The 12379-nt window shown below is 72.0% G+C and carries 14 protein-coding genes; 9 read left to right on the top strand and 5 right to left on the bottom strand.

Translation table 11 applies throughout. The annotated features are described in order from the left end of the window. Positions 1–43: 43 nt before the first annotated feature. A complete protein-coding gene (locus tag ACVWWH_RS04340; protein WP_066501459.1) occupies positions 44–268 on the top strand; it encodes a hypothetical protein in 225 nt (74 codons plus the stop codon). 72 nt (positions 269–340) lie between these two features. Here the strand turns inward: ACVWWH_RS04340 and ACVWWH_RS04335 are convergent, their stop codons facing one another. The 3 genes from ACVWWH_RS04335 to ACVWWH_RS04325 all read right to left on the bottom strand — a co-directional run bounded on the left by ACVWWH_RS04335 (position 341) and on the right by ACVWWH_RS04325 (position 2938). Beyond that, positions 341–1285, bottom strand: coding sequence for an aldo/keto reductase (locus ACVWWH_RS04335; RefSeq protein WP_457315757.1), 945 nt, complete (start codon positions 1283–1285; stop codon positions 341–343). A gap of 73 nt (positions 1286–1358) precedes the next feature. Beyond that, the gene (locus tag ACVWWH_RS04330) at positions 1359–1526 is read right to left on the bottom strand and encodes a hypothetical protein (protein ID WP_457315756.1); all 168 of its coding nucleotides are present in this window, start codon (positions 1524–1526) and stop codon (positions 1359–1361) included. A 206-nt stretch (positions 1527–1732) separates the two neighbouring features. Further along, positions 1733–2938 (bottom strand): MFS transporter, encoded by a 1206-nt coding sequence (locus tag ACVWWH_RS04325; protein ID WP_457315755.1) that lies wholly within the window; start codon positions 2936–2938, stop codon positions 1733–1735. A 132-nt stretch (positions 2939–3070) separates the two neighbouring features. Here ACVWWH_RS04325 and ACVWWH_RS04320 point away from each other — a divergent pair, with 132 nt between their 5' ends. From ACVWWH_RS04320 to ACVWWH_RS04285, 8 genes are all read left to right on the top strand, one after another. Then, the gene (locus ACVWWH_RS04320; protein WP_457315754.1) at positions 3071–3523 is read left to right on the top strand and encodes a MarR family winged helix-turn-helix transcriptional regulator; all 453 of its coding nucleotides are present in this window, start codon (positions 3071–3073) and stop codon (positions 3521–3523) included. Between the two features lie 79 nt (positions 3524–3602). Then, the gene (locus ACVWWH_RS04315) at positions 3603–3944 is read left to right on the top strand and encodes a hypothetical protein (RefSeq protein ID WP_066501450.1); all 342 of its coding nucleotides are present in this window, start codon (positions 3603–3605) and stop codon (positions 3942–3944) included. Between the two features lie 162 nt (positions 3945–4106). Beyond that, positions 4107–6176, top strand: coding sequence for an MDR family MFS transporter (locus ACVWWH_RS04310; protein ID WP_457315753.1), 2070 nt, complete (start codon positions 4107–4109; stop codon positions 6174–6176). A gap of 5 nt (positions 6177–6181) precedes the next feature. Continuing rightward, positions 6182–6793 carry a TetR family transcriptional regulator gene (locus tag ACVWWH_RS04305; protein WP_457315752.1) on the top strand — a complete coding sequence of 204 codons (612 nt, stop codon included), beginning with the start codon at positions 6182–6184 and terminating at the stop codon, positions 6791–6793. Between the two features lie 40 nt (positions 6794–6833). Continuing rightward, complete coding sequence (locus tag ACVWWH_RS04300; RefSeq protein ID WP_457315751.1) at positions 6834–7817, top strand: aldo/keto reductase; 984 nt, start codon at positions 6834–6836, stop codon at positions 7815–7817. Next, a complete protein-coding gene (locus tag ACVWWH_RS04295; protein WP_457315750.1) occupies positions 7817–9019 on the top strand; it encodes an MFS transporter in 1203 nt (400 codons plus the stop codon). The genes ACVWWH_RS04300 and ACVWWH_RS04295 overlap by 1 nt, the downstream gene beginning before the upstream one ends. A gap of 260 nt (positions 9020–9279) precedes the next feature. Beyond that, positions 9280–10311: an aldo/keto reductase gene (locus ACVWWH_RS04290; protein ID WP_066501437.1), complete on the top strand. Its 1032-nt coding sequence runs from the start codon at positions 9280–9282 to the stop codon at positions 10309–10311. A gap of 100 nt (positions 10312–10411) precedes the next feature. Further along, positions 10412–10609, top strand: a complete 198-nt coding sequence (locus tag ACVWWH_RS04285; protein WP_457315749.1) for a hypothetical protein — start codon at positions 10412–10414, stop codon at positions 10607–10609. A gap of 100 nt (positions 10610–10709) precedes the next feature. On the opposite strand, the gene ACVWWH_RS04280 is transcribed toward ACVWWH_RS04285, so the two are convergent. Together ACVWWH_RS04280 and ACVWWH_RS04275 are read right to left on the bottom strand one after the other, a co-directional pair. Beyond that, positions 10710–10934 (bottom strand): hypothetical protein, encoded by a 225-nt coding sequence (locus ACVWWH_RS04280; protein ID WP_066501429.1) that lies wholly within the window; start codon positions 10932–10934, stop codon positions 10710–10712. A gap of 89 nt (positions 10935–11023) precedes the next feature. Next, entirely contained in the window at positions 11024–11989 is a 966-nt protein-coding gene (locus ACVWWH_RS04275) for a patatin-like phospholipase family protein (RefSeq protein WP_457315748.1), read from the bottom strand. Between the last annotated feature and the right edge of the window lie 390 nt (positions 11990–12379).

The following is a 12379-nucleotide window of genomic DNA, read 5'->3' as shown; positions in this document are numbered from 1 at the left end:
CGCCGCGCGGCCCCCGGGCGCCCCGCCGTCATAGGGTCGGCCTATGACGCAGGTGACCGGCCTCCGCCCGGATGACAGCGTGCTCGCAGGCCAAGTGCGGGCCATACTCCACGAAGTCCTCGAAGGCAGCAGCCTTCCGGAGAGCGCCAAGGACCGCCTGCGCCTCCTCATCGCCCAGCACCCCGACCATCCTGAGCGCGCGCTCGTGGAGCACTTCCACGCCCTCAGGAGGGACGCCGCGGCCGAGGCGGAGCTGGTCAGCGCCTGACGCACCGGGGGACCGCACCCGGCTGCAGCACCACGGGCAGTCGCCGGTGCCCCAACCTCAGCCCTAGCAGCCTCAGGGGATGCTGCGCCCGCGCGCGGTCTGGTAGAGCGTGAACCACTCCTCGCGGGTCATCGAGCCGGCCACGGCCTCGGCGTCGGCGCACGCCGCGATGCGCTGCGGATTGGCCGAGCCGATGACGGGGGAGATCCGCGCCGGGTGGCGCAGGAGCCACCCGAGCACCACGGCCTCGCCCGTGGTGCCCTTCGCGGCGGCGAGCTCGGCGACGAGAGCCGCTGCGGCGCCGTCGTGCGGGCCCGCATGCGCCGCGGTCCGCCCGGTGTAGCGGCCGCCCGCGAGCGGCGACCACGCCTGCACCTCGATCCCGTGCCGGAGGCAGTGCTCGAGCGTGCCGTGGGGGAAGCTCGTGGCGGCGCCGTCCGGATGGTTCACGAGCACCGCGCTGTCCACGAAGTCGTGGCGGTGCAGGCTCAGTTCGAGCTGGTCCGCGGCGAGCGGCACGTGGAGGTGGTCCTGGAGGGCGGCCATCTGCGCCGCGGACATGTTCGAGACGCCCACCGCGCGGACCGCGCCGTCGGCGATCAGGCGGGCGAGCGCGGAGCCCACCTCGGCGGGGTCGAGCAGCGGATCGGGGCGGTGCAGGAGGAGCACGTCGAGGTAGTCCGTGCGCAGCCGGCGGAGCGTCCCGGCCACGCCGTCCAGGATCGCCGCCGCGCTGAGGTCGTAGTGCCCGAATCCGCCGGGGCCGCCGAGCCGGATCCCGACCTTGCTCTGGAGCTGGACCCGGTCCCGCAGGCCCGGGTCCTGCCGCAGGAGCTCGCCGAACACCGCCTCGGACTGGCCCCTGCCGTAGATGTCCGCATGGTCGAAGCGCGTGATCCCGAGGGCCAGGGCGGCCTCGACGGCCTTCTCCGCCTGCGATATCTCCGCGGACCCGTAGCCCGGCGCGTCCCAGGGGCCGCCGAGGCCCATGCATCCATAGATGAGGCGGGAAGCCATCATCATCCTCCTCTGTCCGGTGTCAGCGGGGCCGCGCCCTGCGGGCGCGGACCGAGCGCCGCCCGCGCGCCCGTCAGCAGTGCGGCACGCCGCTCTGCGCCGGACCGCCGATGGTCACGTTGTTGTCCTCCTGCCAGCGGCCCGCGTAGCTCTTGCCCTGATAGCTGCCCGCGATGATGTGGTAGAAGTCCTTCGCACCATACCGCGTGTCGATGGTGCTCCAGCAGTCCACCGTGGTCACCGTCCTCGCCGCCGTGGACGGGGGACACCTCGAGGCGAGTTCTCCCCCAGTCCGTGGATGCGCCCTCTACGTGGGGCCTGAGGCCCGGCAGGAGCGATCCCGACCAGGATTGGGCCCGTCCCCCGGCGTGTCCGGTGGGACACGCCGGGGGACAGGCCCGCCTGCCGGGGAAAGCCGGTCGGATTCGGGGAGCGCCCCCGTGCCGGCTACCCCACGCGGGCGGCCTCAGCCTCGGGAGCGGGCCCAGCAGCGGTCCCGCCAGCCGTCCGACGCCGGGCCGCCCACGCTGCGCCGACCATCACCACGAGCGCCGGCACCGTGATGAGGGCTCCGATCCACAGGGGAGAGGTGTAGCCGAGCCCGGCGCTGATCCCGAGCCCGCCGGCCCACGCCCCGAGCGCGTTGCCCACGTTGAACGCCCCGATGTTGGCTCCGGAGGCCAGGGTCGGCGCGTGGGCGGCGTAGCGCATGATGCGCGCCTGCAGCCCGGGCACGGTGCCGAACCCGAACCCGCCCATGAGGAAGAGGGCGACGGCGGCCGCGGCCGGAACCGCTGCCAGGAGCGCGAAGAGCACGAGGACGGCCGCAAGGGCGGCGATGAAGGCGATGAGGGTGCCGTCGATCCCGCGGTCGGCGAACCGGCCGCCGAGCGCGTTGCCCGCGAAGAGCCCCACCCCGAAGAGCACCAGGAGCCACGGCACGGCGGCCGGCGCGAAGCCGGAGACCTCGGTGAGCGTGTAGGCGATGTAGGTGAAGGCGCCGAACATGCCGCCGTAGGCGAGGATGGTCACGACGAGGGAGAGCCACACCTGCCCGCTGCGGAACGCCGCGAGCTCGCGGCGCAGGCTCGGCGCCTCCCGGGCGCCGGAATCGGCCGGGACGAGTGCGGCGATGCCGATCAGGGCGAGCACGCCGATCGCGGAGATGGCCCAGAAGGTGGCGCGCCAGCCGGCCTGCTGGCCGAGGAAGGTCCCGAACGGCACGCCCAGCACATTGGCCGCGGTCAGCCCCGTGAACATGATCGCGACCGCGCGGGCCTGGCGTGCCGGCGCGACCAGTCCCGTGGCGACCACGGAGCCGATGCCGAAGAAGGCGCCGTGGCACAGGGCCGCGATGATGCGCCCGGCCATCATGGTGCCGTAGTCGCCGGCCACCGCGGAGAGGGCGTTGCCCGCGATGAAGAGGACCAGCAGCCCCAGCAGCACGCGCTTGCGCGGCAGCCGCGTGGTGGCGGCGGTGAGGAGCAGGGCGCCGACGACGACGCTGAGCGCGTACCCGGAGATGAGCCAGCCGGCGCTCGCCTCCGAGACGGCGAAGTCGGCGGCGACCTCGGGCAGCAGCCCCATGATCACGAACTCGGTGAGCCCGATTCCGAAGGCGCCGATCGACAGCGCAAGAAGCCCCAGGGGCATGGCAGATGACCTCTCTGCTAAACTCGAATTAGTTGCAGACGCTGGATATTGCGATTGCAAACGCAATAGTTGCACACGCAAAGACTCGTCTGCAACCCGGCCGCACGTCCCCGTCCCCGCCAGGAGGTCCGCATGAGCATCGACGACGGCGCCGTCGAGGTGCGCGCGCAGGGCTGGCGCACGCTCGCCGCGCTGCACGGGATGATCGAGTCGGAGCTCGAGCGCGCCCTCGCGGCCCTCAGACTCTCCGTGGTGGAGTACACCGTGCTCGACGCCCTCAGCCGCCAGGACGGCTGGCACATGCGCATGCAGCAGCTCGCGCGGGCCACGGCCCTCAGTCCGAGTGCCACCACGCGCCTCGTCACGCGGCTCGAGGACCGCGGCCTGCTCACCCGGATCCTCTGCGCCGACGACCGGCGCGGGATCTACACCGAGCTCACCGCGTCTGGGCGCGAGCTGTACCTCGAGGCCAGGCCGCTCCACGACGAGGCCCTCGAGCGCGTCCTCGCCGAGGCGGAGGGTCAGCCCGAGCTCGCCGTCCTCGCCCGCGCCCTCCACAGCCTCCCGGTCCCGGCGGTTCAGTAGCCCGGCGGTTCAGTAGCCCTCCCTGCGGAAGGGGCGGCGCCACGTCGTCGTCCGCGTAACGCCAGGGAGGTGACTCAGCATGAAGCTGAATAAGAAGGCCTACGACCATGCCAAGGCGCTCGTGCGCGAGGGCAAGGTGGTGCGGGACTCGCGCGACGACTGGAGCGAGCACTCGCCGTCCACCAAGGAGCTGAGCACGTTCCTCGACAAGCACGGCGAAGGCGAGTACTCGCAGTGGTTCCTCGGGATTGACGACGACGCCCCCGAGGGCAGCAAGGCCAAGTACAAGTTCCCCTTCAGCGACCTGAAGAAGGTGCACCGCTGCGCCGTGATCTCGGGCGAGAGCCGCGCCTCGCAGTACGACCACGACGAGATCCGCGAGGCGCTCGGCGACCTGCTCAAGAGGATCGACGAGTCGTAGGGATCACACCTCTCGGGAGGTGGGCAGTTTCTTGCAGAGTGTGTAAACTTGCAGAGCCTGCAAAGTTGCGGCCACTCCCACACCCTTCCCGAGAGATCCGGACCCCTCATGTCTCAAGCAGCGACAGGCCCCTCGACGAACGCCGCGGCGTCGAGTGCCGTGATGACCCAGAGGCAGATCATGCTGGTCATCTACGCCCTCATGGCCGGCATGTTCCTCTCCTCGCTCGACCAGACGGTGGTCGGCACCGCCATCCGCACGATCGGCGACGACCTCCACGGCCTCGACCAGCAGGCCTGGGTCACGACCGCGTACCTGATCACCTCGACGATCGCCACGCCGATCTACGGCAAGCTCTCGGACATCTTCGGCCGCCGCCCGCTGTACATCTTCGGCCTGCTCGTGTTCATCCTGGGCTCGTTCCTGTCCTCGTTCTCGACCTCGATGATCATGCTCGCCGCGTTCCGTGCGTTCCAGGGCATCGGCGCGGGCGCGCTCATGTCGCTGCCGCTGGCGATCATGGGCGACATCCTCGCCCCGCGCGAGCGCGCCAAGTACCAGGGCTTCTTCCTCGCCGTCTTCGGCGTCTCCTCGGTGGTGGGGCCGCTGATCGGCGGCGTCTTCGCCGACGCGAGCCAGATCGCCTGGATCACCGGCTGGCGCTGGGTGTTCCTCATCAACGTCCCGATCGGCGTCGTCGCCCTGCTCATGGTGCTCGCCTTCCTGCACCTGCCCAAGTTCCACAAGCACACCGCGCCGCGCATCGACTGGTGGGGCGCCACCGCCGTGGTCGTCACCCTCGTCCCGCTCCTCCTCGTGGCCGAGCAGGGCCGCGAATGGGGCTGGGGATCCACCGCGTCCATCACGTGCTTCGTGGTCGGCGGCGTGGGGCTCATCGCGTTCATCCTCATCGAGCGGGCCATGGGCCCGGACGCGATCATCCCGCTGCGCCTCTTCCACTCCCGCACGTTCTCCATGGCCACAGTCCTCGGCTTCCTCGTGGGCTTCGCGATGTTCGGCGCCATGCTGACCCTGCCGCTGTACCTCCAGCTCGTCACGGGCCTGACGCCCACCGAGTCCGGCTTCGCGACGCTGCCCATGATCGGCGGCCTCATGATCGCCTCGATCGCCTCCGGCCAGATCGTCTCCCGCACCGGCAAGTACCGCATCTTCCCCATCACGGGCACGTTCCTCGTGGCCATGGGCTACCTCGTCCTGACGGGAATGTCGATCGACAAGCCGCTCTGGTACCTCATGGGCGCCATGTTCCTGATCGGCCTCGGCCTCGGCCAGCTCATGCAGTCGCTGGTGCTCGCCTCGCAGAACTCGGTGGCGCCGCGGGACATGGGCGTGGCCACCAGCTCGTCCACGTTCTTCCGCCAGATCGGCGGAACCATGGGCACCGCCGTGCTGCTCTCCATCCTCTTCGCCCTGATGCCCGCCAACATCGCCACGGGCATGCAGAACAAGGGCGATCTCACGAGCGCCCTCGACGCCGCCCTGACCCCCTCGGTCGCCGGCAACCCGGCCAACAAGGGCGTCATGGACCAGATCTGGTCCCCGATCGTGACGCCGATCCAGGCCCAGGTGCAGTCCGGCCTCGACCAGGGCGCGGCCGCCGCGAAGCAGGCCGCGGACCAGGCCGTCACCGCGCAGGTGACGGCCGCCGTCCAGAAGCAGGTCGCCGCCGGCAGGATCCCGGCGTCGGCCGCGCAGGGGATCATCGACAGCCAGGTCGCCGCCGCCAAGCCCGCCGCGGAGCAGTCGGCCCTCCAGATGGCCGCGCAGAAGGCCGGCGCGTCCGTGGTCAACGGCAAGCTCGCCGTCGACTACGCCGACCAGGGCCAGCGCGGCGCGATCGTGGACAAGGTCGCGCCCACCCTGATCGAGAAGCTGAAGGAGAACAGCTCCTCCCAGGGCTCCGCGTCCTCCACGACCTCGGACACGTCCTTCCTCAAGGGCGCCGACGCGCGGCTGACCCGGCCGTTCATGGCGGGCTTCAACAGCTCCGCCGTGGCCATCTACTGGGTCGGCTTCGGCGTGATCGTCCTGGCGTTCATCCTCTCGTGGTTCTTCAAGGTCCCGCCGCTGCGCCAGCGCTCCGCCCTGCAGGAGCAGGCCGACGCCGCCGGCACCGCGGACGACCTCGGCTCCGACGCCGCCCTCGCCGCGGCCGAGACCGGCTCGCCGACCGGCCCGGACAGCGGCGCGGTCCGGGTCCACCGGGGCTGAGCGAGATGGAGCACGGCACCGCCGTCGAGGACGGGCCGGGAACGCTGCGCGAGCGCAAGAAGCAGCTGACCCGGCGCGCCATCCACGACGCCGCGTTCGCGCTCGCGGCCGAGCGGGGGCTCGCGCAGGTGACCGTGGCGGACATCTGCGCGGGCGCCGGCATCTCGGAGCGGACGTTCTTCAACTACTTCCCCTCCAAGGCCGCGGCGGTGCTCGGCCTGCCCGCCACCGCCCTCTCCCAGGAGCAGGAGCAGGCGTTCCTCGCCGGCCCCGGGACGCTCGTGGACGACCTCTGCGAGCTGGTCTCGGGCATCGCCGGCGGACCCGAGGGGGACATCCCGCGGATCAAGGAGCTCATGGGGTTCGAGCCGGACCTGCTCGCGGCCCTGCACCAGTGGTCCTCCGGCGCCCGCAAGGGCGTGATCCGGCTCGCCGAGCAGCGCGCCACGCCGCAGCGCGCCCGGCTCGCCGTGGGACTCGTCTTCGCCGCACTCATGCTCCACGCGGACACCTCCTACTCCGGCGGCACCGGCCCGGCCTCCCCGGCCGACCTGCGCCAGACCGTGGCTAGGCTGTGCGCCGTGGGCAGGGGCGAGGGGGAATCCGGTTCGGGCTGACCCCGGACCGGGTACATCAGAGCCCGACGGAAGGAGTCCCATGGACTACAGGACGGTGGGCGCCACGGGCGTCCAGGTCTCGCCGCTGTGCTTCGGCACCATGTCGTTCGGCTCGGAGGCGGACGAGGAGGCCTCGGCAGCGATGTACCGCAGGGCCCGCGAGCTCGGCATCAACTTCTTCGACACGGCGGACATCTACGGCGGCGGCCGGTCGGAGGAGATCCTCGGCCGGCTCGCGGCCCGCGAGCGGGACGACCTCGTCATCACCTCCAAGGTCTTCTTCCCCACCGGCGAGGACCCGAACGCGGGGGGCCTCTCGCGCCGCCACATCGTGCAGGCCGTCGAGGCCAGCCTGCGCCGCCTCGGCACGGACCGGATCGACTTCTACTTCGTCCACGCGTTCGACCCGCGCACCCCGATCGAGCAGACGCTGCGGGCGCTCGACCACCTCCAGCAGCAGGGCAAGATCCTCTACCCGGCCGTGAGCAACTGGGCCGCCTGGCAGATCGCGACCGCGCTCGGCATCTCCGCCCGCGAGGGGCTGGCCCGGTTCGAGCTCATCGAGCCGATGTACAACCTCGTCAAGCGGCAGGCGGAGGTCGAGATCCTGCCCCTGGCCCAGGCTGCGAACCTCGGCGTCATCACCTACAGCCCCCTCGGCGGCGGCCTGCTGACCGGAAAGTACGGCGGCGGGCAGCAGCCGGAGGGCGGGCGGCTCGTCGAGAACGAGCGGTACGCCAGGCGCTACGGCCTCGAGGGCGACCGGACCACCGCGGAGCGCTTCGCGGCCTTCGCGGACGACGCCGGGATCGCGCCCGCCGCGCTCGCCGTCGCCTGGGCGATGGGACACCCGGGCGTCACCGCGCCGATCATCGGCGCCCGGAACCTCGACCAGCTCGAGGGCTCGCTCTCCGCGCTCGAGGTCGAGATGACGCCCGAGCTGCGGCGGAAGGTCTCCGAGCTCTCCCCGACTCCGCCCCCGGCCACGGACCGGACCGAGACCCTCGGCGGGACCTGGACGTAGTGGCAGCCGAGACCGGGACCGCCGCGCGCCAGCCGTCCATGACGCGCGGCCTGACCCTCCTGTTCGCCCTCGCCTCCGGCGCCGCGGTCGGCAACCTGTACTGGGCGCAGCCCCTCCTGGAGACCATCGCCCGCGAGTTCCACACCACGACCGCGTCCGCGGGCTGGCTCGTGACGGCCACCCAGATCGGGTATGCGGTCGGGATCCTGCTCATCGTCCCCCTGGGCGATGTGGTGGACCGCCGGCGGCTCATCGCCGCGATGATGCTGGCCTCGGCGGGCGTCCTCGTCGCCTGCGCCCTCGCGCCGGCCTTCGCCTTCCTGCTCGTGGCCCTGTGCCTGCTCGGGATCACGACCATCGCCGGGCAGATCCTCACCCCGCTCGCCGGCGACCTCGCGGACGACGCGCACCGGGGCCGGATCGTCGGCACCGTCGTGGCCGGGATCCTCACCGGGATCCTGGCCTCGCGCGCCGTCAGCGGCCTCGTCGCCGGCGTCGGCGGCTGGCGCTTCGTGTACGGCGCGGCGGCCGTCGCGATGGTGCTCCTGGCCGGGCTCGTGTGGCGCGCGCTGCCGCCGCTCGAGCGCAAGGCGCGTGTCGCGTACCCGAAGCTGCTCGCCTCGGTGGGTGCCGTCGTCGTCCGCGAGCGCGCGGTGCGGTGGACGCTCATCCTGTCCACGACCGGGTTCGCCGTGTTCACCCTGTTCTGGACCTCGCTGACGTTCCTGCTCGCGGGGCCGCCGTTCCACTACCCGGTATCGGTCATCGGCCTGTTCGGGCTGGTCGGGATCGCCGGGGCCGTGACGGCGCAGCGGGCCGGGCGCCTCCACGACCGCGGCTGGTCCCTGCCGGCCACGGGGATCGCGTGGGTGCTCGTGCTCGCCTCCTTCGTCATCGGGGCGTTCTCGGGCTCGGCCGTGTGGATGCTCGTGCTCGTGGTGTTCCTCCTCGACATCGCGATCCAGGGCCAGAACGTGCTCAACCAGACGCGCCTGCTCTCGCTCTCGCACGAGGGCCGCAGCCGGATCAACACGGTCTACGTGACCACCAACTTCATCGGCGGGGCCATCGGCTCGGGCGCCGCGGCCCTGCTCTGGTCCGCCGGCGGCTGGACGGCGGTCAGCCTCGCCGGGGCCGGCCTGAGCCTCGTGGCCCTCGCGGCGTGGGGGCTCGGCCGCCGCGGGCCGCTCGTGACCGGCTGAGCCCCGGCGCCCCCTCCCGTCTGAAAGGCACCTCCTGAAGGTCAGCTCCTGAACGTCACCTCCTGCGAGTAGACCCGCAGGAGGTGCCCTTCAGGACGTGACTCCCAGGAGGTGACCTTCAGGACGTGACTCTCAGAAGGCGGGGGCTGGGGGGACCTCGCAGGCCCACCCTCAGCGGCGGCAACGCCCTTCCCGCGGACCTCAGCCGCCCCTAGGGTGGACAGAGATCCCACCAGTCCCCGTCCTACAAAGGAGCAGCCATGGAGTACCGCACGCTCGGGTGCAGCGGCGCCATCGTCTCGGAGTTCGCCCTCGGAACCATGACGTTCGGAGCGGAGGCCGACGAGCCGACGTCGCACGCCATCCTCGACGACTACGCTGCCGCCGGCGGCACCTTCCTCGACACCGCCGACGTCTACACGCGCGGCACCTCCGAAGAGATCGTGGGCCGGTGGCTCGCCGCGAACCCGTCGAAGGCCGAGCAGATGGTGATCGCCACGAAGGGCCGCTTCCCGATGGGCGAGGGCCCCAACGACCTCGGCACCTCCCGTCGCCACCTGCGCACCGCCCTCGACGCGTCGCTGCGCCGCCTCGGGGTGGAGCACATCGACCTCTACCAGATGCACGCGTGGGATCCGCACACGCCGATCGAGGAGACCCTGCGCTTCCTCGACGACGCCGTCGCCGCGGGCAAGATCGGCTACTACGGCTTCTCCAACTTCCTCGGCTGGCAGCTCACCAAGGCGGTCTACGAGGCCAAGGCGCACGGCTGGGCCGCGCCGGTGACCCTGCAGCCGCAGTACAGCCTCCTGGTCCGCGGGATCGAGGCGGAGATCGTGCCCGCCGCGCTCGACGCCGGCATGGGGCTCCTCCCGTGGTCTCCCCTGGGCGGGGGCTGGCTCAGCGGCAAGTACCAGCGCGACACCGAGCCGACCGGCGCGACCCGCCTCGGCGAGAACCCGCAGCGCGGTATGGAGGCGTGGGGGCCGCGCAACGCCCGCGAGAAGACGTGGGACATCATCGACGCCGTGGGCTCGGTGGCCCAGGCGCACGGGGTCTCCCACGCCCAGGTTGCGCTGCGCTGGGTCGCGGACCAGCCCGCCGTCACCTCCGTGATCCTCGGCGCCCGCACCCGCGAGCAGCTCGCGGACAACCTCGCGGCTGCGGACCTGCGGCTCAGCCCGGAGGAGAGCGCCGAGCTCACGCGCATCAGTGAGCCGGAGCACGAGGTGTACCCCTACGGCACCCAGGCGGTCCAGCAGCGCAGCCGCAAGGTCGAGGGCGGCCGGTAGGGGCGGCCTCGGGGTTGACCTGCTCGCGGGGGTTGATCTTCTCGGGGCCGGGTAGGAGCAAGGGCGTCCGTACCCGACAACCGGCAGAGGGAGAGGAACGATGAGCGAAGAGCAGCCCCGGGACACCCGGCCCGAGGACGTCCAGCCCGACGAGCTCCAGTCCGACCAGGAGCGCCTCGACGGGTTCCAGCGGGACACCGGCATCGCGTCCGACAAGGGCGACCAGAAGGCCAAGGACCTTGAGGAGAAGGCCTACGGCGGCGACGACGAGCCGCCGAACGTGCCCCTCCCGGGCTAGCCGTCCGCGTACAGAGCACAGATCCGGCCACGCAACGCCTGGCGTCGCGGGGCCGGATCTGCTGTGCCCGGTTTCTGGTGTCCGGGTCAGCCTCTGGGCGTTACTCCGTCTCGCGGGCGGCCCGTGCCTCGGGGTCGGAATCGGGCCCGAGGTCCCGGTCCACCGCGGCCCGGGTCTCCACATCGTCGGTGTCGTCCGGGAACGGCTCAGGATTCTGCCAGTCCTGGTCGGGAGAGGGCAGTCCGCCCCTGACCTCCTCTTCGACCTCGTGCTTCATCTGCTCGTCGAGTTCCGGACCGTGCTTGTTGCTGCCGCGTTCGATCATGATCCACTCCTTCGGTTCGCAGGTGCGGGGCGCTGCCGCGTCCCGCACTGCCGACTTACCCGCCGGAGCGGCACCCAATCCCGCGGGGGTCAGCGCCAGAAGGCGCTGAGCTCATCCGCCAGAGCCCTGCCCTGGCGGTGGCCCGCGCGGGCGGCCGGGGGCCGTGCCGACAGATCCATCATGTTGCCGCCGAACGCCTGGCGTGAAGGGCCATCCGGGCACACTGTCTCCACCACGCTGCCGGCGGCGCGCAGCTCCTCGACCTGGGATGCGAGCTGCATGCGCCACTCGAGCGGGTGGCGCGTCCTGCCGCCGAAGGGTGAGAGCACCAGCACCCGACTGCAGCCCCTCGCGAGGTCGGCATTCTCGTTGCGGCGGTAGCCGCCGTCGATGTACTGGCGGTTCCCGATCATGTACGGGATGCCGCTCGAGCAGCTCGCCGCGACGGCGTCCACGAGGTCGACGCCGCTGCGGCGGTCGAAGACGACCGGTTCGCCGGAGAGGGCGTCCACAGCTGTGATGAGGATCGTCTGGTCCGGCCAGCTCTGCTGGGGCAGTCGGGCGGCGACCGTGGCACGCCAGCGCTCCCGGGCCGAGACGTCGGAGGCCCCTTCCAGCTCGAGGGCCGCGGCTCCCATCCGGCGGCGCATGTCCGCGGCCGAGTGGGCGGCGGCGATGATCCTCCCGGTCCGCTCGAGGTGGTCCGCCGCGGGCCGCCCCGGCTGCCCGGAGCCGGGGCGCCCCTTGCTGGCGGGCGGCTGCCCGGGTCCGGCATCGAGGATGGCGGCCAGCAGCTCTGCGGGCTTCGCGCCCGTGATCTGGGCCGCGGCAGTCGATCCGGCCGAGGTGCCGATGATCACCTCTGCCGCGGTCACGTCCAGGCCGCCCTCGCAGAGGCCGGCGATGACGCCGATCTCCCAGGCGTTGCCCACGGAACCTCCGCCGTGGAGGACCAGCGCACGGCCGGAGGCGGAGATCCGGCCCGTGGCATCGATCTGCTCCCCAGCGGGGTGGGGGAGCGGAGCGCGGGAAGGTGATGAAGGGGTTGCGTCCATGGGAGTCGCCTTTCGGAAACGGTGCCGGCAGGGCGCTCCCGGTGGCGACTATGCCAGCCGCGTGATCGTGGACCGCGGGGGAGCACCCACTGATGCTGCGTTCACGGGTCTCACCTCCTGCCGGTTGGTCACGATTCCCCTGAACGATCGCACACGGGTGCCGGGCGCGCAACCGGCTGCCGGCCGCCCCGGCCCCGCCGGCCGCCAGGCCTGCGCTAGTCGGCGAAGACCTTGCCCGGGTTGAGGATGCCGGGCTGCACCACGGCGAGCCGGTTCGCGGAGGAGACCTCGAGGATCCGGTCCATGTCCCTGAAGGACAGCACGATCTCGCCCGGGCCCGCGATGGCCCCGCTGGCGAGCCCGGTGCCAGTTTGGGCCCCGGACTGGGCC

The sequence above is a fragment of the Sinomonas sp. RB5 genome (assembly GCF_054063535.1).
The sequence above is the reverse complement of the archived record's forward strand: the minus strand, read 5'-3'. Positions and strand labels throughout refer to the sequence as shown.

Excerpts from the sequence above, each read along its gene's own strand:
- ACVWWH_RS04280 (WP_066501429.1), bottom strand. The coding sequence starts at position 10,934 with ATGATCGAACGCGGCAGCAACAAGCACGGTCCGGAACTCGACGAGCAG.
- ACVWWH_RS04340 (WP_066501459.1), top strand. The coding sequence starts at position 44 with ATGACGCAGGTGACCGGCCTCCGCCCGGATGACAGCGTGCTCGCAGGC.
- ACVWWH_RS04300 (WP_457315751.1), top strand. The coding sequence starts at position 6,834 with ATGGACTACAGGACGGTGGGCGCCACGGGCGTCCAGGTCTCGCCGCTG.
- ACVWWH_RS04290 (WP_066501437.1), top strand. The coding sequence starts at position 9,280 with ATGGAGTACCGCACGCTCGGGTGCAGCGGCGCCATCGTCTCGGAGTTC.
- ACVWWH_RS04305 (WP_457315752.1), top strand. The coding sequence starts at position 6,182 with ATGGAGCACGGCACCGCCGTCGAGGACGGGCCGGGAACGCTGCGCGAG.
- ACVWWH_RS04310 (WP_457315753.1), top strand. The coding sequence starts at position 4,107 with ATGACCCAGAGGCAGATCATGCTGGTCATCTACGCCCTCATGGCCGGC.
- ACVWWH_RS04315 (WP_066501450.1), top strand. The coding sequence starts at position 3,603 with ATGAAGCTGAATAAGAAGGCCTACGACCATGCCAAGGCGCTCGTGCGC.
- ACVWWH_RS04335 (WP_457315757.1), bottom strand. The coding sequence starts at position 1,285 with ATGGCTTCCCGCCTCATCTATGGATGCATGGGCCTCGGCGGCCCCTGG.
- ACVWWH_RS04275 (WP_457315748.1), bottom strand. The coding sequence starts at position 11,989 with ATGGACGCAACCCCTTCATCACCTTCCCGCGCTCCGCTCCCCCACCCC.
- ACVWWH_RS04325 (WP_457315755.1), bottom strand. The coding sequence starts at position 2,938 with ATGCCCCTGGGGCTTCTTGCGCTGTCGATCGGCGCCTTCGGAATCGGG.
- ACVWWH_RS04285 (WP_457315749.1), top strand. The coding sequence starts at position 10,412 with ATGAGCGAAGAGCAGCCCCGGGACACCCGGCCCGAGGACGTCCAGCCC.
- ACVWWH_RS04320 (WP_457315754.1), top strand. The coding sequence starts at position 3,071 with ATGAGCATCGACGACGGCGCCGTCGAGGTGCGCGCGCAGGGCTGGCGC.